Annotated in this window: 18 protein-coding genes; 3 read left to right on the top strand and 15 right to left on the bottom strand. The window is 63.3% G+C overall.

Going from position 1 to position 20,893, the window contains the following annotated elements; all coding sequences use genetic code 11:
- Positions 1-120: 120 nt before the first annotated feature.
- The 7 genes from EKO19_RS38270 to EKO19_RS13605 all read right to left on the bottom strand — a co-directional run bounded on the left by EKO19_RS38270 (position 121) and on the right by EKO19_RS13605 (position 5,589).
- On the bottom strand, positions 121-264 hold the full coding sequence (locus tag EKO19_RS38270) for a hypothetical protein (protein WP_157995249.1): 144 nt from the start codon (positions 262-264) through the stop codon (positions 121-123).
- Positions 265-278: 14 nt separating this feature from the next.
- Positions 279-548 (bottom strand): DUF167 domain-containing protein, encoded by a 270-nt coding sequence (locus EKO19_RS39830; protein ID WP_129776935.1) that lies wholly within the window; start codon positions 546-548, stop codon positions 279-281.
- 6 nt (positions 549-554) lie between these two features.
- Positions 555-1,691, bottom strand: a complete 1,137-nt coding sequence (locus EKO19_RS13625) for a hypothetical protein (protein WP_129776934.1) — start codon at positions 1,689-1,691, stop codon at positions 555-557.
- A 55-nt stretch (positions 1,692-1,746) separates the two neighbouring features.
- Complete coding sequence (locus EKO19_RS13620; protein ID WP_129776933.1) at positions 1,747-1,983, bottom strand: hypothetical protein; 237 nt, start codon at positions 1,981-1,983, stop codon at positions 1,747-1,749.
- A gap of 60 nt (positions 1,984-2,043) precedes the next feature.
- Positions 2,044-2,361, bottom strand: coding sequence for an RNA recognition motif domain-containing protein (locus EKO19_RS13615; RefSeq protein ID WP_129776932.1), 318 nt, complete (start codon positions 2,359-2,361; stop codon positions 2,044-2,046).
- A gap of 294 nt (positions 2,362-2,655) precedes the next feature.
- Complete coding sequence (locus EKO19_RS13610) at positions 2,656-4,260, bottom strand: ABC-F family ATPase (RefSeq protein WP_129776931.1); 1,605 nt, start codon at positions 4,258-4,260, stop codon at positions 2,656-2,658.
- A gap of 42 nt (positions 4,261-4,302) precedes the next feature.
- On the bottom strand, positions 4,303-5,589 hold the full coding sequence (locus EKO19_RS13605) for an MFS transporter (protein WP_129776930.1): 1,287 nt from the start codon (positions 5,587-5,589) through the stop codon (positions 4,303-4,305).
- Positions 5,590-5,768: 179 nt separating this feature from the next.
- Between EKO19_RS13605 and EKO19_RS13600 the strand changes: the two genes are divergently transcribed.
- Complete coding sequence (locus tag EKO19_RS13600) at positions 5,769-7,661, top strand: vWA domain-containing protein (RefSeq protein WP_129776929.1); 1,893 nt, start codon at positions 5,769-5,771, stop codon at positions 7,659-7,661.
- On the opposite strand, the gene EKO19_RS13595 is transcribed toward EKO19_RS13600, so the two are convergent.
- The 3 genes from EKO19_RS13595 to EKO19_RS13585 form a co-directional block, all read right to left on the bottom strand.
- Entirely contained in the window at positions 7,639-8,361 is a 723-nt protein-coding gene (locus tag EKO19_RS13595) for a transglycosylase SLT domain-containing protein (protein WP_217705319.1), read from the bottom strand. The two genes, EKO19_RS13600 and EKO19_RS13595, sit on opposite strands and share 23 nt — an antisense overlap.
- A 121-nt stretch (positions 8,362-8,482) precedes the next feature.
- Entirely contained in the window at positions 8,483-9,175 is a 693-nt protein-coding gene (locus tag EKO19_RS13590; RefSeq protein WP_129776927.1) for a hypothetical protein, read from the bottom strand.
- A 99-nt stretch (positions 9,176-9,274) separates the two neighbouring features.
- On the bottom strand, positions 9,275-11,248 hold the full coding sequence (locus tag EKO19_RS13585) for an ATP-binding protein (protein ID WP_157995248.1): 1,974 nt from the start codon (positions 11,246-11,248) through the stop codon (positions 9,275-9,277).
- Between the two features lie 213 nt (positions 11,249-11,461).
- Between EKO19_RS13585 and EKO19_RS13580 the strand changes: the two genes are divergently transcribed.
- Positions 11,462-13,510, top strand: coding sequence for an alpha/beta hydrolase family protein (locus tag EKO19_RS13580; RefSeq protein ID WP_129776925.1), 2,049 nt, complete (start codon positions 11,462-11,464; stop codon positions 13,508-13,510).
- Between the two features lie 74 nt (positions 13,511-13,584).
- Here the strand turns inward: EKO19_RS13580 and EKO19_RS13575 are convergent, their stop codons facing one another.
- The 3 genes from EKO19_RS13575 to EKO19_RS13565 form a co-directional block, all read right to left on the bottom strand.
- Positions 13,585-13,851, bottom strand: a complete 267-nt coding sequence (locus EKO19_RS13575; RefSeq protein WP_129776924.1) for a GlsB/YeaQ/YmgE family stress response membrane protein — start codon at positions 13,849-13,851, stop codon at positions 13,585-13,587.
- Positions 13,852-13,932: 81 nt separating this feature from the next.
- Complete coding sequence (locus tag EKO19_RS13570) at positions 13,933-14,301, bottom strand: DUF3592 domain-containing protein (protein ID WP_129776923.1); 369 nt, start codon at positions 14,299-14,301, stop codon at positions 13,933-13,935.
- Between the two features lie 151 nt (positions 14,302-14,452).
- Positions 14,453-15,406, bottom strand: coding sequence for an MBL fold metallo-hydrolase (locus EKO19_RS13565; protein WP_129776922.1), 954 nt, complete (start codon positions 15,404-15,406; stop codon positions 14,453-14,455).
- A 64-nt stretch (positions 15,407-15,470) separates the two neighbouring features.
- Between EKO19_RS13565 and EKO19_RS13560 the strand changes: the two genes are divergently transcribed.
- Positions 15,471-16,697, top strand: a complete 1,227-nt coding sequence (locus EKO19_RS13560; RefSeq protein WP_129776921.1) for a TetR/AcrR family transcriptional regulator — start codon at positions 15,471-15,473, stop codon at positions 16,695-16,697.
- Here EKO19_RS13560 and EKO19_RS13555 read toward each other — a convergent pair.
- Positions 16,680-19,841 (bottom strand): efflux RND transporter permease subunit, encoded by a 3,162-nt coding sequence (locus EKO19_RS13555; RefSeq protein ID WP_129776920.1) that lies wholly within the window; start codon positions 19,839-19,841, stop codon positions 16,680-16,682. The two genes, EKO19_RS13560 and EKO19_RS13555, sit on opposite strands and share 18 nt — an antisense overlap.
- A gap of 4 nt (positions 19,842-19,845) precedes the next feature.
- Positions 19,846-20,877: an efflux RND transporter periplasmic adaptor subunit gene (locus tag EKO19_RS13550; RefSeq protein ID WP_157995247.1), complete on the bottom strand. Its 1,032-nt coding sequence runs from the start codon at positions 20,875-20,877 to the stop codon at positions 19,846-19,848.
- Positions 20,878-20,893: the final 16 nt, after the last annotated feature.

The following is a 20,893-nucleotide window of genomic DNA, read 5'->3' as shown; positions in this document are numbered from 1 at the left end:
GGCCGTTCAATCAAATGCAGCGGCTAGATCACCTGCACCCGCCCACCGAACCCGCTTCGAAACAGCGCCTCATGCGCCGCCTGATCCGGGTCATAGCAACAATCCTTTACGAGACGCACGTCATAATCCGCATCGCTGGTCCACGTGACGCTCGAGAGAACGACGCCAGTCGTACTGATGCCAGATGGTAAAGACGTCGGCCTGGTAGTGCATGATGACGAGCGCCGATCTCTCGATGTAACTACCTTCGAAATCGAGCGGCATGGCGGCTCCTCCGATCAAATGGACAACGCGCGAGCAAGTTGCTCCGCCGTCACACCATCGACTTCAACCGTTTTGCGACGACTCGTCAACCCGGCAGTAATCCTCACTCGCGACTTCGCGACTCCAACCTGCTCCGCGACGAATTCAACCAGCGCGGCGTTGGCAGCTCCATCCACCGGCGGTGCCGCAAGTCTGATCTTTACGGCGCCGTCGTGCATCCCGACGACAGCGGTCTTGCTAGCCCGCGGTTGAACATATACATGGATGCGCGCTGAATCGGCCATCGAAGCTCACCGTTCCAACTGCTGCGCCAACTGGCCAGCGATGCGGCGAGCGACGTCGTCTTCGTATCGCTCGGCGAAGCCCGCCAGCAGCATGCGAGCTGTCTGGCGATCGCCGCCGTCGCGGGCGAGCTCGATCAGTTTGATGGTGTCTTCGCTTTTGATCGGCCGGAAACTCACATCCGACTTCAGCTGCGATCTCGCGACCTTCAACGCATCGCCGGTACGGCGAGCAGCCAGCAATTGTGGAATCAGTTCTTGAGCCAACCGATGAGCGAGCCGCTGATCGGGCCACTGCGACGCGCGTTGAAACAACATTTGTAACTCGTCACCGGGCCGCGCGCTCCCGGCCAAATGCCTCTCGATGGTCCGCCACGCATTGCCATACGCACCACCGCGCCACTCGGCGAAGATACGATCGATGAGCAGGTCGATCTCACGCTGCCGTTCACGCTCCGCCTTTTCCGCCGCACGCTCCGGCGTGTGCGCGGGCTCGAAGCCGAGCTCGGCGCGGCGGACATACAAAACGCCGCCGATCATGGCGAACGACGCCAGCCACGCGTACATCAGAATCGCGACACGCAATACATCGGCGAACGGAATCGCAATGGAGAACGGTAACTCTGCCTCCGGCAACCAGGTAACGAGCGCGCTCGCCAGCCACCATGCGCCACCCAGCAACGCGAGAATCAAGGCATAGCTGTCAGGCACCCGCACGACGATCTGCAGCAGGCTGATGGGATTCAACGAATCGAAGAAGCCTTCCATCACCTGCATCATGATGATCGCGGGCAACAGCAACAGACCGAGCGCGCGAATCGCCGTGACCGCTTCGTGCCCCAAGGTGGATTGCAGCAGGCCGGTGATGACATAGAAGAGACCGACGATGGCCAGCAATCCCAGCGGCCGCGACTCGTTGGCAGGATTCAGCATCTCGATGGCAAGCACCGGCGGCTCGTTCACGCCGTCCGCGACCTTATCCAGCAAGACGAACCCGTACTTGGAAAACCAGGAAAGCACCAGCAACGCCAGCGGCACACCCAGCAAGCCGCCTTGCGCTGCCAGCAGCAACAGCAGGCTGAAGACAACGATCAGCACGAGCGCGGCGCCGCGCAGTGGAATCAACAGGTATTTGAGCGTTTCCATCGCATGCATGGCGCGACTGTAGTCGCGGGCCCGCGATGGCGGCAAGAAGACGGGGCTATTTGTGTTTTTGCTTGCCGACCCGGCGTTCGTTCAACCGCTCGGTCAGGCCGTCGACGTGCTGCATGACCTCAGTCAGGGTCCCCGCGCGCAGGCCGGTGATCTCGTTGTCGCCCTGGGAGATCACATATTTGTGCCACGTTCCTTCGCAGCCTTCGGGTGCAGCAATAGGCGTCACGGAGCTGCGCACGAACGGCACTTCGAGCCAGGCCTCTGTGGCGCCGGTAGCTTTCATCGCAACTCCTTACTTCGAAGCAACGCCCCACGACGCCATGAGCGTCGTGGGGCATCGAAATTACCAGCGACCGCCGCCGCCACCGCCGCCGCGGTTGCCGCCGTAGCCACCGCCACCGCCGCCGCCACCACCGCGGGGCTTGTCCTGCGCCTCGTTGACCTTGAGCGGACGGCCGCCCATGTCATGGCCATTCAGGTTCTGGATGGCACGGGCCGCATCGGCACGCGGCATCTCGACGAAGCCGAAACCGCGGGGACGACCGGTTTCACGGTCCATGATCAGGGCCACGGACTCGACGGTGCCGTGCTGCGCGAACAGGTCACGGACCGCATTTTCATCGGCGGAAAAGGGCAGATTGCCCACGTAAATCTTGCTCATTCGAAACTCCAATACAAAACGCGAACCCGCCGGTATCGAGCCGGCACTCAACGCGTCCTACCCATCCAAAGCAGAACGCCTAAACAGGCCGCAAATACGGGTTATGCACAACGCACACCCACCACGGTTCGGCAACGATTCGGTTTAGGTTGAGTTGGTCGCGCCAGGAGTAGCGCCGGCGAAAGCATGGATGAGGAATTCGCCGCGGACCAAGATAAGATAAAGAGAAAGGTTACGAGCCGCGATCACTATACACGGCTCGCCCCTTGATGACGAATATTTTAACGGCGCGGCTCAGACCGTCAGGCCCTGCGAGCGCAGGTATTCGTCATAAGTCCCCTTGAAATCCACCAGCTTGCCGCCCGGCTGCAATTCGATGATGCGATTGGCCACGCCGCCGACGAACTCGCGGTCGTGCGAGACGAAGATCACGGTGCCCGGATACTTCTCCACGCCGATCTGCAGCGACTCGATGGTTTCCATGTCCATGTGGTTGGTGGGCTCGTCGAGCAGCAGGACGTTCGGCCGCTGCAGCATCAGCTTGCCGTAGATCATGCGGCCCTTCTCGCCGCCGGACAGCACCTTCACCGACTTGCGCGTCTCCTCGCCGGAGAACAGCAGACGCCCCAGCGTGGCGCGCACGATCTGGTCGTCGTCGCCCTTGCCGCGCCATTCGGTCATCCAGGTGAACAGGTCCAGCTTGTTGGCGAACTCCGCCTGCGGGTCCTGCGGCATGTAGCCGACCTTGGCGCTGTCGACCCAGGCGATCGTGCCCTTGGTCGGTTGCAGTTCGCCGGCCAGCAGACGCATCAGCGTGGTCTTGCCGACGCCGTTCTGACCGATGATGGCGATGCGCTCGCCCGCCTCGACATTGAAATTCACATTGTCCAGCACCGGCTGGTCCGCGCCGGGATAGGTGAAGCCGAGCTCCTCCACCGTCACTGCGTTTCGATACAGCTTCTTTTCCTGCTCGAAACGAATGTACGGATTCTGGCGCGACGACGGCTTCACTTCCTCGATCTTGATCTTTTCGATCTGACGCTGGCGGGACGTCGCCTGGCGCGCCTTCGAAGCGTTCGCCGAGAAGCGTCGCACGAATTCCTGCAGGTCGGAGATGCGCTCCTTCGCCTTGGCATTCGATGCTTCCACACGTTCGCGCGCCTGCACCGAGGCGAGCATGAAGTCATCGTAGTTGCCCGGCCAGATTTTCAGCTGACCGTAGTCGAGATCGGCCATGTGCGTGCACACCTGATTCAGGAAGTGACGATCGTGGCTGATGATGATCATGGTGGCGTCGTACTGATTCAGCACGCCTTCCAGCCAGCCGATGGAATGGATGTCCAGGTTGTTGGTCGGCTCGTCGAGCAGCAGCACGTCGGGGCGCGAGAACAGCGCCTGGGCGAGCAACACACGCAGCTTCCAGCCCGGCGCGACTTCACGCATCGGGCCGTTGTGATAGGACGGGTCGATGCCGGCGTCTTTCAAGAGGCTGGCGGCGCGGGCTTCGGCGTCGTAGCCGCCGTATTCCGCGAATTTCGTTTCGAGCTCCGCGGCGTGCATGTAGTCCGCGTCGGTTGCTTCGGGGTTCGCATAGATTCGGTCGCGCTCGACCATTGCCTCCCACATTTCCGCGTGGCCCTGCATGACCACGTCGAGCACGCGCTGGTCTTCATAGGCGAATTGATCCTGGCGCAGCTTGCCGACGCGCAGGCCGTTCACCAGCATCACTTCGCCGGAGCTGGGTTCCAGCTCGCGACCGAGGATTTTCATGAACGTGGACTTGCCGCAGCCGTTCGCGCCGATCAACCCATAGCGGTTGCCGTCCGTGAACTTGACCGAGACCTGTTCGAACAGGGGCTTGGCGCCGAATTGGATGGAGACGTTGGCGGTTGAGAGCATTGCGCGTGCTTTTGAATTTTGCCGAAGACTAAAAAGTGAGGCTCAAGATTGTGGCTGGGGCCGACGGATCAAGAGCAGCGCCAGCAAAGTCAGCGCGCCCGCGGCCGTGAGGTAATAGCCGACATATGCCAGGCCATAGTGCGTGGCGAGCCAGGTGGCCACGTACGGCGCGAGCGAGGCGCCGACGATGCCGGCGAGGTTGAACGTCAAAGAGGCGCCAGTGTACCGGACCGAGGTCGGGAACAACTCCGAAAGTGCCGTCCCCAAAGGCCCGTAGGTCAGGCCCATCAGGCCCAGCCCCAAGGCCAGGAATATGACCACACGCAGCGCCGAGTCCGAGCTGAACAGCGGCTGGAAAAACAGGCCGAACGCCATGATGCCCAGCGTCGCGGCAATCAGCATCGTGAAGCGGCCGCGGCGGTCGGCGATCACCGCCGAGACCGGGATGGTCAGCGCGAAGAACAGCACGCCGATCATCTGCAGCACCAGGAATTCCTGGCGCGAATAACCCAGCGCGCTGGTGCCCCAGCTCAGCGAGAACACCGTCATCAAATAGAAAATCACAAACGTCGCGGTGGCGGCGAACGTGCCCAGAATCAGGGTCGTCGGGTGCTTGCCGAGCACCGTCAGCATGGGCATGCGCACGCGCTCGTTGTTGTCGATGGCTCGCTGAAACGCCGGCGTTTCGTGCAGACGCAGCCGGACATACAAGCCGACGAATACCAGCAGCGCGCTGGCAACGAACGGCACGCGCCAGCCCCACACGAAGAATTCGGCATCGCTCAGGAATTCCGTCAGCAGCAGAAACACACCTGTCGAACAAATGAAACCCAGCGGCGCCCCGAGCTGCGGGAACATGCCGTACCAGGCTCGCTTGCCCGGCGGCGCATTCTCGGTCGCGAGCAGCACCGCCCCGCCCCATTCGCCACCCAGGCCCAGCCCCTGGCCGAGACGACATAAGGCCAGCAGCGCCGGCGCCCACAAGCCGATGGACTCGTAGGTCGGCAGCAAGCCGATGAACACCGTCGACAGGCCCATCGTCAGCAGCGCGGCCACCAGCGTGGCCTTGCGCCCGACCCGATCGCCGAAATGGCCGAACAGCGCCGACCCCAGCGGCCGCGCGAAAAACGCCAGCGCAAAGGTCGCCAGCGACTGCAGGGTGGCCGAAGCCTGATCGCCCGCCGGGAAGAACAGCTTCGGGAACACCAGCACGGCCGCCGTCGCGTAGATGTAGAAGTCGAAGTATTCGATGGTGGTGCCGATCAAGCTCGCAAACAGCACCCGCCGCGGCGAGTTGCCCGCGGCGCCCGACGCCGACAATTGAGTCATTAGCTTCCGGGGAAGAATTCAAGGGGATTTTGGGCGCGGATTCTCGCACGATACGGGACTCACCGCAGCCTTTACCGGGCTCCCCCCGAGACCCTGGGAAACTGAGCCTATCGGCCGAGGCGCCTGGCGCGGGCGTGCCCTAAAATGGACCTTCCCGCGCCTGTCCGAAAGGGACCTCCATGCTGGTTCGATCGTTGTCGAGATTCGTTGGGTTGTTCGTGATCGGTACCACCCTGGCGTGGGGAGCACCGGCCTTGAAGGGGCCCGCGACCGCCGACATCGGCGCACGCATCGTCGTCGGCTTCACCGGCAACACCGATCCCAGAAACTTCATCACCCTCGTCACCAAAGGCGCGCCCGAGGGCCACTACGACGCGTATGAATACGCCACTGCCGAGGGCAAGGTGGAGCTGCGCGTGCCGGCGACGCCCGGCGACTATGAAATTCGTTTGCTCGGCTCGAACAGCCCCTATCCGACGCTGACGCGCCAGCCGCTCAAAGTGAGCGCAGTGGCCGCCACCCTCGACGCTCCGGCTCGAGCCGCCGCCGGCTCGGAGATCGAGATCAAATGGACCGGCCCGAACAACGAGCGCGATTACGTCGCCATCGGCAACGCCGAGCGCCCGTACATCGTCTATGAATATACGCATCGCTCCAATCCCGTGACCTTGCGCATCCCGGATGCGGATGGCGAATACGAGCTGCGTTACATCCTGGGCAACGGCGACAAAGTCATCGGCTCACGCAAGCTCACGGTCGGCAAAGTCAGCGGCAGCGTGAGCGCGCCGGCTCAAGTGAACGCGGGCGCGAGCTTCTCGGTGAAGTGGCAAGGCCCGAACAACCCGCAAGACTTCATCACAGTCGTGCCAGTGGGCTCGCCCGATCGTTACTACAGACAGTACGAGTACACGGCCGCCGGCAATCCCGTGCAATTGCGTGCGCCCGATGCAGGCGGTGAATACGAAGTTCGCTATCTCACCGGCCAGACTTACGCCACGGTCGCATCGGCCAAGATCACTGTGGGCGCGGTGACCGCATCGCTGCAGGGACCGGCGGAAGCGGTCGCGGGCAGCCTGTTCAATGTGACGTGGAAAGGACCGAACAATCAGTCCGACTACATCACCATCGTTCCCAAAGGCGCGAAGGAAGGCACGAGCGGCAACTATGAATATCCCTCGCGCGGCAATCCCGCGAAGGTGCTCGCGCCATTGCAGGCGGGTGACTATGAGTTGTGGTACGCGACCGGTCAGTCGCACACCACGCTCGCGAAGGCCAACATTCGCATCACGCCGGCGAAGCAGGAGCCCGGCAAACTGGTCGTCACCGCTGCAAATGCAGTAGCGGCCGGCGGCGGCATCGAAATCATTCTCGACGCGTCGGGCAGCATGCTGCAGAAGATCGGCGGCCAGCGGCGCATCGACATCGCGAAACAAACATTGACCAAGCTCACCTCGAGCACCATCCCCGCCGGGACGCCGTTCGCGTTTCGTGTGTTCGGCCGCGAAGTCGATTCCTGCCAGACCGACCTGGACATTCCGGTCAGCCCGCTGGACGCCGCGGCGGTTGGCGCCAGGCTCAAAACACTGGAAGCAAAGAACAACGCGCGCACGCCGATCGGCGCGTCGCTGGCGAAAGTGTCGTCGGACCTGGCATCCATCAAGGGCGAGCGCCTGGTCGTGTTGTTGACCGACGGCGAAGAAACTTGCGGTGGCGATCCTGCTGCCGCCATCGCCGCGCTGACCAAGGCCGGCACGACGGTGCGCGTCAACATCGTCGGCTTCGCCATCGAAGATCCCAAGCTCGCCGTCACGTTCAGTCACTGGGCGTCGCTCGGCAATGGCAGCTACTTCGATGCGAAGGACGCCGCGGGCTTGAGCAATGCGCTGACGCAGTCGATGCGTGCGAGCTTCGAAGTGGTCACGCCGCAAGGTCAGGTGGTCGCGACCGGCGTGACGGGCGGCGATCCGGTCAGCGTGATGCCCGGCAACTACTCGGTGCGCATCAAGGGTCAGAACAGCCGGGCGCAGTCGGTGATCATCGAACCGAAAGCTACTGCCACAGTGAAGCTCTAGGCTGCTGAGCGAGCCCGGCGAAGACCTTCTTCATCCGGTTCACTCGATCGATGTAGCCCTGCACGGAATGATCGCCACAGTGCTGGCCGGGGCGCGGACGGAAGCCGCGCCTCGCGAATGCGGATCCCGCGCCAGCGCCGCACACGTGAATCACGGCGGCGAGATCCTGCTTTTGTTTGAGCGTCGCCGAGCGAATGTCGTTCTTGTAAAGAATCAGAGCGATGCGGCGATCCAAATACGCCGACGTCATCTCGACCGCATGCGACGGGATGATGCGCAGATACAGACTGTTGAACCAGCACGACTTGAAATCGTTCCACGGCCCGTCGTCCACGACCTTGTGATCGTGGACGCACAGCCGGCTGGTCTCCTCGAACGTGCCATCGGTGATTTGATACATCCCGACCGCGCTCGAGGCCGGTCGATAGATATCGAACGGCTTGTGAGTGAACGTCCAGCGCCAGTAGGTGCGCACGATGGGATTGCCCGAGCCTTCGACCTGCGCGAGCGCCGCCAGCAACTCGGGGCTGACGGTGTCGGTGGAGTGTTTGCGGAAGATGGGCTCGTACGACGTCCACGTTTCGGTGGGCGATTTGTAGAGCGTGCCGCTGACCGGGAAGAACAGCTCGGTGGGCTTGCGCACCACTTGATAGACGATGTTGATGGTGAACCAGGTGGCCACGGTCAACAGCAGCACCATGACCAGCTGCAAGGTCAGCGGTGCTGAGCGAAAGATGCGCAGCCACCGCTTGCGGGTGGCTGCGCTCGGCAGAAACTTCGATAGACGCCAGCTGCGACGTTTGCCGGAGCCGCGCGACTTGCTACTGCGCCGACTGCTGATCAGTGGACTCCTCGGCCTGCTCGCTCTGCTTGCCCTTGGCCTTCTTGCCCTTTTCCTTCTTCTCTTCGGCCGGCTTGTCATCCTTGCCGGTGGGGCCGCCCACGGCCGTGCTGTAGTTCGACTTCAGATAATTGGTCACCAGATCGGTGACGCGAATCAGCATGGCCTTATCGGTGGCACCGAACGAATAGGCGGCGCCGAATGCGTTGGCGTGCTGATAGAACTCAGGCTCGGCGATGACTTCACCGGTCGCGGGATCGCTCATCTTCACTGTCATCAGCACGGCGGTGCCGCCGGCAAACGCGCCCGCCCAGAAGCGAGCCTTGCCGCTGACGAATTTCACGTGACGGATGGTCGGCTCGATGCGGAGCACGCGCGGCGGATCGTGCTTCGCGGGCTTGCCGCTCCACTCGTTCAGCACCGGCGGCACGCGCTCGTCGAGGTTGGCCTGCAAGCGCTGCTTGGCCTGCTCGTTCGCCGGCTGGCCGGCATACGGATCGACCATGGCGATCGGCGCGATCTCGAAGCGGTCGAATGCCTCCAGCGCCGTGCTGGGGGGCGGATTGGTGGAATTCTTGGCCTCGATGTAGTCGACCACATCGCCTTCGGCCCACGACTGCACCGGCTGCATCGCCAGCGCCATCATCAACAATGCAATCCGACTGATTCGCATGAGAACTCCGACCCGCAGAATTTGAACGCGGCGGAAGTCTACGCGCTGCTCCCTTCCGCGGGTACGGCCTTTAGTGGCACACCCTCCCGGTCAGTATAACTACTCTTCGCTCTCGGCTGGCTTGGGCACGGGCGCGTCGGCGAACACCAACCTGAACACGACTCCGCCACCGGGGCGAGGATCGTTGTTGGCACCGGAGCGAACGCCGGGCGAGAGTTCGCGCGACACGAACATCGAAATGCCCGTGCCCGCTTTGCCCGCGGACAGGAAGGGCTCGAACACGCGTTTGGAATCGACCGGACCAACCGCCGAGCCGCGATCGATCACGTCGAGATATCGGCGCTGCGTGGTCGCGCTCCGACCGACGCGAATCTCCACGGGATCGTAGGCGTTGGTGGCGCGCCCGTACTTCAGGAGATCGTTACACAACGTCCACAGCAGCTTGTGCAGATGAGCAGGATCGGCGCGCACCGGCACGTTCTCGCGCGGCGCGTTCAGTCGCAGGGTATCGGCGTCGATGTCCTGGGTCTGCCAGAACTCGGTGAGGAATTCCTTGGTCCACGACGCCAGGTCGACACGTTCCAGGCGAGTCGACTCGCGCTTCCCGAATTGCAGCGCATTGCCAATGATGATGCGCAGGCGTGGATCGTTGTTTGTAAGCATGTTCCCCGGCGGACGCGTCGGTGGCTGTTGACGCGCCGGCGGTGGCTGTTGTCGCCGGGGCTGAGCGGCGCTGGGAGCAGGAGCGGCCGGCGGTGGCGGTGCCGGCTTGGGTGGATTTTCCCAGGGCGAGATTTCTTGAAGCGCGGCCCGGAACGTGTTTTGTCGCGCGATGTTTTCTCGCAGCGTGTTGGCTCGATACGGTTCCTCCTTGTTGGTCGCCGGACGCGCCGGCTCGGTCCGCGGCGGCGGACTCTGACGACGCGCCCCCTCTCGATACGACTCTTCAAACGGATTGCCTCGCGGCTCGCTGGTGCGAAGTGCACTCGCCGGCGATAGCGCAGTGGCGGCGTATGGGCTTTCGAACGCACGCTCGCGCGTCACTTCACTGCGAGCACTTTGATTGCGAACCGGCGCGGGTGGCGGAGCCGCCGGTCGCGGCACCGGCTCACGCGGCGCCGGCACCTGATTCACTTGCACCGTCGCCGGCACCATCGACGCGGGCAACCACGACGCCACGCGCGACTTGTCTTCGACGAAGATCAGCGCCGACCCTTGCGTACTGTTGTCCAGCGAGACGAACTTCAATTGCAACCGGCGCTCGCCGTCGAAGCCCGTCATGGTCGGAGTACTGCGGCTCTCATCGCAAAAGTAACGGCGCCAGGTGTCCAACAAGTTCGCGAGCCGCGAGGAAACATCGCTCAACGCCTGACCTTCGGCCACGCTGCCGCCCTGGAGCAGGGTCGCGGCGGTGTCGCTAATCATCGAGACTTTGTTCTCGCCGTCCACGATGAGCACGCCTTCGCGCAAGTGCGCGGAAAGCGTCCGCTGCAATTCGGTGAGCTCGATGTTGGCGGCTTCGCGCTGCCGCGTGATCTCCTCGTTCTGACGCATGATTCTCGCCAGCTGCGAGATGCCCAATGCGATGACGATGGTCAATGCACCGGAGATCGCCGCGGTCGTGAACTCGCTCATCGCATCGACGTTGGCGAGCATCGAGATCACTGGCTGAACGAGCATGGCCAACGCGGCCGCCACCGCGATCGCCATCGCCAGCCGCCGGCGCAGAATGAAACTGGCCGCGCCGATGGACAGCACCACCAGCGCCGCGATGCCGCCGTTCACCCCGCCGCTGGCATAGGTGAGCAGCGACAGAACCAGCACGTCGGCAAAAACACCGGTCCATGTCTGCAGCACGATATCCGGCGCACGGCGCCGGATGCTGCTGACCGAGATCACGGCATACAGGAAATAGGCGGTCGCCGCGCCAGCGAACAGCGCGGGATCCAGCTGCCCGAAGGTCTCGGGCATGATCGAAACGAACAGAACCGCGAGCGACGACGAGGCGAGCAGCCGCAGCCCATTGACGAAGCCGAGCACGCGCCACGACAGCTCGGCCGTCGATACTGGCACAAAAGTCTCCGGGCTCGATGCCACCGCGCCCATTCCTCCCATTGCAATAGCGGGAGTTCGATGAATGCCAAACTCCGGTTTCATTAAAACGCGGGCTCGAGCGGCTCGCCACTTGTCGCAATAACTGCTTCGGATCTTCGACCCGGACTGGACGCTCAGCATCCGGGGACGTTAGCGTACCCGCCCGTTTTTCCAGCACCTACCGAGGGATGTATGCAATTGAGGCTGCTCGTTGCGCTCCTGGCGACCGCCACTCCGCTCACGACCGTGCTCGCGGACCCGCCGGACGCGCCCGATAGAATCTTTCAGGGACGCGACCTGTTCGGTCTGCAATTCGCCAGCGATCCCCAGATCCGTCCAGACGGTCGGGCCGTCGCCTATGCGCGGAATTCGTTCGACATCATGACGGATCGACGCCGTACCTCGATCTGGCTGGTCGACACCGAGAGCGGCACGCAAACCCCGGTGGTCGCAGGGGCCGGCTCCCACAATTCGCCGCGCTGGTCGCCCAAGGGCGATCGCCTGGCCTATGTCTCCAGCGCCGAGGACGGCCGGCCGCAGTTGTTCGTGCGTTGGATGCAATCCGGCCAGACGGCCAAGCTCGCCGAGCTGCTGGATGCGCCGGATTCGCTGGCCTGGTCGCCGGACGGCAAGTGGATCGCGTTCACCATGTTCGCCCCGGACGAAAAGAAGCCGCTGGGCGAAGCGCCGCCGAAGCCGGAGAACGCGCAATGGGCGCCGCCGCTGGAAGTGATCACCGACATCACCTACCGCGCCGACGGTGCCGGGTATCTCAAGCCCGGCTACACGCATGTCTATGTGGTCGCCGCCGACGGTGGCACGCCTCGTCAGCTGACATTCGGCGCGTTCAACGAGGGCGGCCAGCTGTCCTGGGCACCCGACGGCAGCTATCTCGTCGTCACCGGCAATCGCAATGAGAACTGGCGTCGCGAGCCGGTGAACACCGAGATCTACCGCGTGGCGCTGGCCGATGGCCGGATTACGCAACTCACCCATCGCCCCGGCCCGGACGGCACCGCCCGCGTTGCTCCCGACGGCAAGACCATTGCCTATCTGAGCTTCGAGGACAAGTTCATGGGCTATCAGAACGTCGAGCTGCACGTGATGAATGCCGACGGCAGCAATTCGCGCTCGCTGACCGCCTCGCTGGATCGCTCCATCGACGACGTGCAGTGGGCGCCGAACGGCCGCGATCTCTATGTTCGTTATGACGACAAGGCCGTGACCAAAGTGGCGCGGGTCGCGCTCAGCGGCAAGCTCACACCGATGGCTCAAGGCCTGACCGGCAGCGGGCTGGATCGTCCCTACACCGGGGGCGACTTCACGATCGCCAATGACGGCACGATCGCATTCACCAGCGGCAGCGGCACGCGGCCCTCGGATATTTCCATTTCACGAGCTGGACGCAGCAAACAACTCACCGATCTCAACGAAGGCTCGCTCGCCGGCAAGACGCTGGGCCAGGTGCAACCCCTGGACGTGAAGTCCTCGTTCGATCAGCGCCCGGTCGACGCCTGGCTGGTGTTGCCGCCCGACTTCGACCGCAACAAGAAATATCCCCTGATCCTGGAAATCCACGGCGGACCGTTCTCCGCGTACGGCCCGGTGTTCTCGACGGACAATCAGCTGTATGCCGCGGCGGGTTACGTCGTGCTGTACACCAACCCGCGCGGCTCAACGTCGTATGGCGACGAGTTCGCGAATCTGATTCATCACAAGTATCCGGGCAACGACTACGACGATCTGATCAGCTGCGTCGACGCGGCGATCGCGCAGGGCTTCGTCGATCCGGACAACCTGTTCGTCACCGGCGGCTCCGGCGGCGGTGTGTTGACGGCGTGGATCGTCGGCAAGACCCATCGTTTCAAGGCCGCGGCTTCGCAGAAGCCGGTGATCAACTGGGCCAGCCTGGTGCTGACCACCGACGGCACCGCGTTCATGGCCAAGTACTGGTTCGGCAAGACGCCTTGGGAAGATCCGCAGGGGTACTGGGCGCGTTCGCCGCTGTCGCTGGTCGGCTCGGTGAAGACGCCGACGCTGGTGGTCGTGGGCGATCAGGATTTCCGGACACCGCTCAGCGACTCGGAGCAGTACTACCAGGCGCTGCAACTGGCGGGCGTACCGACAGGGTTGGTGAAAGTGCCGGGCGCCTCGCACGGCGGCTTTACCGCGCGGCCGTCGCAGTCGGCGGCCAAGGCCAGCGCCATCCTGGCGTGGTTCGAGCGCTATCGGGGCAAGTGATTCCCTTTACGCGTAGATAAAAAAAGGGCCGGCGGATAGCCGGCCCTTTTTCATTCCAACGTCAGCCACGCTTTTCAGCGCACGCTGCCTCGACGGAACAGATTGACGATCGCAAGCAGGATCACCGCGCCCAGCAACGACACCAGGAAGGTCGCGAGCGAGATGCCCTCGTTGATCGTGCCAACCCCCACCATTGGCGAAATGATGAAGCCCGCCAGCAACGCGCCGACGATGCCGACGATCACGTTCAACAGGATGCCTTGCTGGGCATCGGTGCGCATGATGATGCTGGCCAGCCAGCCACACACGCCACCGACGATCAACCAAACGAGAATACCCATAGTCCCTCCTCCGGGGCGTCGTAACCACTATCGACGACGAAATGAGGGGGCACGACGGTTGGTTCCGTCGTAGTCAACGTTTTAGTCGGTAAAACGGGACACGAGGCGGGCAATCACCGCCTGCTTGGGCTGGTCCGGCAAATAACGCACGGCCACGGTCGTGCCAACCGCCGGCAGCGAGGCGCGCATTTCGTCGGCCGGGCGCCGGTCGACATGACAACCGCGCACCGTGCCGTCCTCGCCGTGCGGCTCGAACTCGAAGTAGATGCGGGCGAAGGCACCGCGCAGCTTGGGGCGCCAGATATGCAGGATGCGGCCATGGGCGACCTGGCCCCGTTTCAGGATCTCCTGCTGAACCTTGACGGCACGTGAAACGGTCAGCGACGACAAAATCGCGGCGACCATGGCGCCTGAGATGAAGGCGATGATGGGCATCAATTCTGCGGACATGTTCGATCCAGGAGGCGGAAGGGGCGTGCGCAGGATGCGGGAGCTGCATTGCGACGTTCAGTGCAATACATCACGAATCCGCGCCGTTGGCCTTTAGGCGAATCCTGAATTGCCTGCGGAATTGCCGGGGAAGAAAGGCTTTTCCTACAAACTAATGTTTGTTGAGCCAGGCCCCCAGACCCTGGGCATTCAGCTCGAGGTCGTTGGCGAGCATCGCGTGTAGGAAGGACTCCGGCTGGGTCGAGCCCGAGCGCCGCAGCTCGGCGATGTAGATCCCGGCGAACGCCCGCTTCAGCTGTTCATGACGATCCGACACCAGCGCCAGCGAACGGGCAGTGACCACCATCTCGTCCACTTGTGAAAGAAACTGCACCGCCAACTGTTCCGGATGGGCCACCGCGCCGAAGTGGGTCAGGTACATCAGTTCCGGCCGCTCCGCCAGCAGCCGGCCGACGGACTCATGCAAGGCGTCTTGATCGAACTGCACCGGCGCTGTGGCCGGCACGATGTACGGACCGTTCGGTGTGTGCAGCTCGGGATACACGATGCCGAAAGTATCGCCGGTGAACCAGCCGCGAGTCGCTTCGTCCCAGATGCAGTGGTGATGTCTGGCATGACCGGGCGTATCCATGAATCGGAGCGGCCGCTTGCCCACATTCACGACCATGCCTTCCGCGGAAGTCATGACTCGGTCTTCCGGCACGGGCACCAGCTCGCCGTAGTCACGATCCGCCGCTTCGATGCCATACACCGCGCGCACGCCTTCCATCAGCGCCGACGGATCGACGAGGTGACGCGCACCTCGCGGATGAATCAACATTTTCGCGTTGGGCAGCTCGCTCATCAGCAGCCCTACCCCGCCGGCGTGATCCAGATGCACGTGCGTGGGAATGACGTAATCGACGGCACTGCGTTCGAGCCCGATCGATTGCAGCGCCGCCAGCAATCTCGGCACTGCGTTGTTCGGGCCGGTATCGATATAAGCGGCGCGGCCCTCGTCGACGACCAGAAACGCGGCATCGAAACGCGGCCGGACAAAGCCGGTGTCGATGACATACAGGCCGTCACTCAGACGCTGGCAGAACTCGGCGGTCGGCGTGCTCATGCGGGCATGATAGCCGCGGACGGCTCGCAATTCCTCGCCAATATCGTTATGGTTTTGGCCAACGATGCGCCAGCCCGACGGCAAAAAGACCGGCACCGAAAAATTCCACAAGCGGCGGGAAACGATCGTGCGCGCCGCGGTGGAAGTCATGAACCGTCGCGGCGTGCGCGGCATGACGCTGGCCGACGTGGCGCGACGGCTCGACCTGGTCGCGCCGGCCGTCATGTATTACTTCAAGAGCAAGGAAGAGCTGGCGGCCACGGTCTATTACCGTTCCATCGAACGTTACGAACAGTTGATTGCGACGGCGCAGGACGCCGGGACAGCACGCGAGGCGCTGGAGATATTTGTCCGCGCCTGGTTCGAATTCAGCGCCGCGGTGACGACGGGCGAGGCCGACCCCATCGCCGGCTTCAACGACATTCGCGCGCTCCCGGATCCAGGACTCGGCGAAGCGTTCATTCGAATGTTCCGCAGTCTGCGCGCACTGCTGGAGAAGCCCGGTATGCCGACCGATCTCGATCGCGTCGACTACAACGCCCGCACGCTGTTCGTGTTATCACAGCTGGCGTGGTCGGTCGTGTGGACCCCGCGTTATCACGTCGACGACTACGGCCGGCTCGCCGCTCACACGCTGGACATTCTGGAGAATGGCATCCTGCCGTCCGGCAAATCATGGCGGCCCCGATCGCTGCAGGTCACGCCGGTCGAGACCGACAAGACCAGCGCCGCGCGAGAAACGTTTCTGCAAGCCGCCACGCTGCTGGTCAACGAACGCGGCTATCTCGGCGCTTCGGTGCAGAAGATCTCCGAGCACCTGAATCTCACCAAGGGCTCGTTCTATCATCACCTGGAGAACAAGGACGACCTGATCGTGGCGTGTTTCCAGCGCACGCTCGACATCCTGCAACGAACGCTCAAGGAATCAGGCAATTCCGCGAATAACGGCGCCGAGCACCTGCTCGTGGCCTGCAATGCCCTGACGGAATATCAGCTCTCTGGCAAGGCGCCGCTGTTGCGAACGCTGGCGCTCACCTCGGTGCCGGAGGAGATCGGCTCCCGCCTGCTCAGCGAGTTCGACCGCAACTCCGGCCGCATTTCACTGGTGCTCACCGACGGCATCGCCGATGGCTCGTTGCGCCCGGTGGATACCAGCATCGGCGCCCAAATGATCACAGCGATGATCAACGCAGCCGCCGAGGTGCATCAGTGGGCACCCGGAGTCACGCAACAGAACGTTGCGAAGATTCACGTGCGCCCGATGTTCGAAGGCTTAATGCGTAGCGGGTGAACGCTCGCCCTGCGGTTCGCTCGGCGGCGTATGTTCGCCGAGCATCTTGTCCAGAACGCGGCTGACATGCTCGGGCGACTTGGTCCGGCGCGCGAACACGGAGTACACCGCAGGCACGGCGAACAGCGTCAGAAACACTGAAACGATCGTGCCGTAGAACACGACGATGCCAATGGGAACGCGCTGCTCGGAACCCGCGCCCGTCGCGAACAACAACGGCAACGCGCCGAACGCCGTACACAAGCTCGTCATCAGCACCGGACGCAAGCGCGTTTCGGCCGCCTTCACCACGGCTTCCATGAATTCGACGCCCTGGTCGCGCAATTGATTGGCGAACTCGACGATCAGCACGCCGTTCTTGGCGGCAATGCCGATCAGCATGATCACGGCGATCTGACTGAAGATGTTGATCGTCGCCCCATACAGCTTCAGCCCGAACACCGCGCCCAGCAACGCCAAGGGCACGGTGACCATGATGATGGCCGGATGCACGAAGCTTTCGAACTGTGCCGCCAGCACCAGGAACACGATGGCGAGCGCGAAAAAGAACGTGAGATACATCTGCTGTCCGGCACGCATGTATTCGCCGGACTCACCGTCCCACATCACCGTCGCTTCCGGCAGTTCGCGCGCCGCGGTTTCCTGGAACCACTGAATCGCTTCGCCCATCGTGTAGCCCGGCGCGAGATCGGCACGAACCTCCACCGAACGCAAACGATTGAAGCGCGGCAGCTGCACCGCGCCCGCCGTTTCTTCGAGATGTACGACGTTGGAAAGCGGAATCAACGCGTCGCCACGCGTCGAGCGCACTCGAATGTTGGTGAGATCGGTGATGGTCTCGCGCGCTTCGTCGGCGGCTTGCAAGATGACGTTGTACTCGCGACCGCGATCGACATACGTCGTCACGATGCGCGAGCCGAGCACGGTCTCCAGCGTCCGACCGACCGTCTCCAGCGACACGCCCAATTCCGCCGCACGACTCCGATCCACCGAGACCCGGATTTGCGGCTTGCGCTCCTTGTAGCTGGCGTCGAGGTTGCGCAGGCCCGGGTTCTGCCGCGCCATGTCCATCATGTGGTTCGACCACTTCGCCAATGTTTCGTAGTCGGGTCCGCCGAGCACCGCTTCGAACGGACGGCCTGAACCGCGTCTACCCAGGCTGCCCTGCTGATTCGCCATGGCGCGCACGCCCGGCATGGCCTTTTGCGCTTCCTTCACGACCGCATCCGCGATCTGCGATGCCGAGCGCTCACGATCGTGCCAGTCGACCAGCATCATCGCGACGCGCGCCGAATTCACGTCGCCGGTGCGCGCCGGACCGCCGCCCTGGCCACCAGGCACACGCAACAGCACGTGAGCGATATCGCCATGTGCCTGCTGCTCTTTGAGCGCAATGGCTTCGAGCTTCAGGCCGTATTGATACATGTGATCGAAGCTCGTGCCTTCCGGTGCTTCGATGGTCACACTGACGCGCCCCACGTCGGCGGTCGGCGTGAATTCCGACGGCACGGACCGGAACGTCAACGCGCCGAGTACGACCAGCGCCCCGACCATGCCCATCACCAGCCACGGCCGACGAATCAACGAGCGCAAGCGCTTGTCATAAACCTCGGCGAGCCTGCGGAAGAAGCGATCCACCATCTGCGCGAACCGATTCCGATGCATCTCGGACTCGGGCAGCTTCGAGGCCAGCATCGGCGTCAGCGTCAATGCAACCAGCGCCGAGAACAGCACGGACGCCGCCAGCGTGAAACCGAACTCGCTGAACAGGCGGCCGATGTCACCGGGCAGGAAGGAAATCGGAATGAACACAGCCGCGAGTGTCAGCGTCGTCGCGATGACCGCGAAGCCGATCTCGCGACTGCCGGTCACCGAAGCAACCAGCGGCGGCTCGCCCAGCTCCGTGCGTCGATGCACGTTCTCGAGCACGACGATGGCGTCGTCCACCACCAGACCGATGGCCAGCACCAGGCCGAGCAGGGTCAGCACGTTGATGGAATAGCCCATCGCATACATCACGGTGAACGAAGCGACGATGGACACGGGAATGGTCACGGCCGGGATCAGCGTCGCTCGCAAGCTGCCGAGGAACGCGTAGATCACCGCGAGCACGGAGATCAGCGCAAACACCACGGCAATGATGACCTCACGCAGCGCCGCTTCGATGGCGATGCCGTTGTCGACACCGACCTGCAACTTCATGCCGCGAGGCATCGTCTCCTGCAGCCTGTCGATTTCAGCGCGCACGCCGCGCACGATGTCCAGCGTGTTCGCCTTCGATTGCGCCTCCACGCCCATCGTCACGACGGCCTGGCCTTCGAAGCGGGCGGTCGTGCGATCGTTCTCCGTCGCCAGCTGTACATTGGCCACTTCGCCCAGGCGGATGAGATGACCGTCGGCGCCGCGCGAGATCACCAGATCGCGAAAGTTCTGTTCACTCTGCAACCCGACCAGGGTACGCAAGGTGAACTCGCGGGTTTTCGACTCGATGCGACCGGCGGGCAACTCGACGTTCTCGCGACGGAGCGCGTCTTCGATGTCGGTCACCGTCAGCTGGCGCGCCGCGAGCGCCTGACGATCCAGCCAGATGCGCATGGAGTAGCGGCCGCCACCGTTGAGGGAAATGCGCGCCACGCCCGGTACCGTCGACAGCCGATCGATGAGATTGCGCTCGGCATAATCGTTGAGCTCCAGCACCGACATGTTCTCGGAGTTCAACATGATGTACATGATTGGATCGGCGCTGGCGTCGGCTTTCAACACTTCCGGCGGATCCGCCTCTTCCGGCAGGTTGCCCAGCACGCGCGCCACGCGATCGCGCACGTCGTTGGTCGCGCCGTCGATATCACGATCCACATCGAACTCGATGCGCACCGAGGAACGTTCGTCTTCACTGTCGGATTCGATCTTGAGAATGCCTTCGATGCCGGCGATCGAATCCTCGATGACCTGCGTGATCTTGGTTTCGATGACCGCGGACGAGGCACCCGTGTAAGTGGTGGTGATGGAGACCACCGGGCGATCGATGTCCGGATACTCACGCACCGCCAGGCGCTGCAGCGACACCAGACCGAAAATGATCAGCAGCAGGCTGATGACGGTCGCGAAGACCGGGCGGCGGACCGACAGCTCGGACAGCTTCATGACTTCAGGAGCTCGCTTTCTGCTGCTCGGCCTGCGCGCCGTGCTCGCGCACCGGGCCGCCATCGCGCAGGTTCTGCGTTCCCTCGACCACCACGCGCTCGTGTTCCTTCAAGCCGTCGACGACCTCGACCACGCCGGGACGACGTTTGCCGAGCTTCACCTGGCGACGGCTCGCCTCGCCGTTTTCGACCACGAAAACAAACGTATGGCCTTGCTCCGGCACGATGGCGTTTTCCGGCACCAGCAGCGCCGGCGACACTTCGCCTTGCAACTTCACCGTCATGAACATGCCCGGCCGCAGCTCGCCTTTGGGATTCGGCAATTCGGCGCGCACGGCGATCGAACGACTCACCGGATCGACACGCGAATCGATCTGACTGACCTTGCCCTTGAACTCACGCCCCGGCAGGCCCGCGGTCGCCGCGGTCACCGGCAGATTCTTCTCCAATGCATACAAATAAGTTTCGGCGACGGTGAAATCGAGCTTGATGACCGACGTGTCGTCGAGCGTGGTGATCACCGTGCCCGGGCTGACCAGGCTGCCCGGACTGACGCGGCGAAAGCCGGTCTTGCCATCGAAGCTGGCGCGAATGATGGTGTCCGCCAGGCGCGCCTTGGCCACATCGACCCGCGCCTGATTGCCTTTCAACGTCGATTCGATCAGATCGAGCTGCGACACCGACAGCGCCTGCTGCGAATACAGATCGCGGCTGCGCTTGAAGTTGTTCTGACTTTCGGCGAGCGCGGCTTCGGCTTCCGCCAGCGCGGCGCGGGCTTCGTCGCCATTGAGCTCGACCAGGACCGCGCCCTTGCGAACCCGGTCGCCCTCCTCGAAACGAATCGCGGTGACCGTGTTGGACGCTTTGGAGGTCACTTCGACCGACTCGTTGGCGCGAGCCGTACCCACCGCTTCGATCTCGACCCCGAGCGGCTGAATGGTCGCTGCGGCGGTCTCCACATCGATGGTCTGCGGGCCGACGGGCTTGCCCTGCCCGGCCGGTTGGCGCGAGCACCCCGCGGCGGCGAGCAAAAGCATCGCGCACACGACCCAC

The sequence above is a fragment of the Peristeroidobacter soli genome, assembly GCF_004138485.1.
Lineage (GTDB): Bacteria > Pseudomonadota > Gammaproteobacteria > Steroidobacterales > Steroidobacteraceae > Steroidobacter > Steroidobacter soli.
Note: the sequence above shows the minus strand (reverse complement) of the source record. Positions and strands in the feature narration are given on the sequence as shown.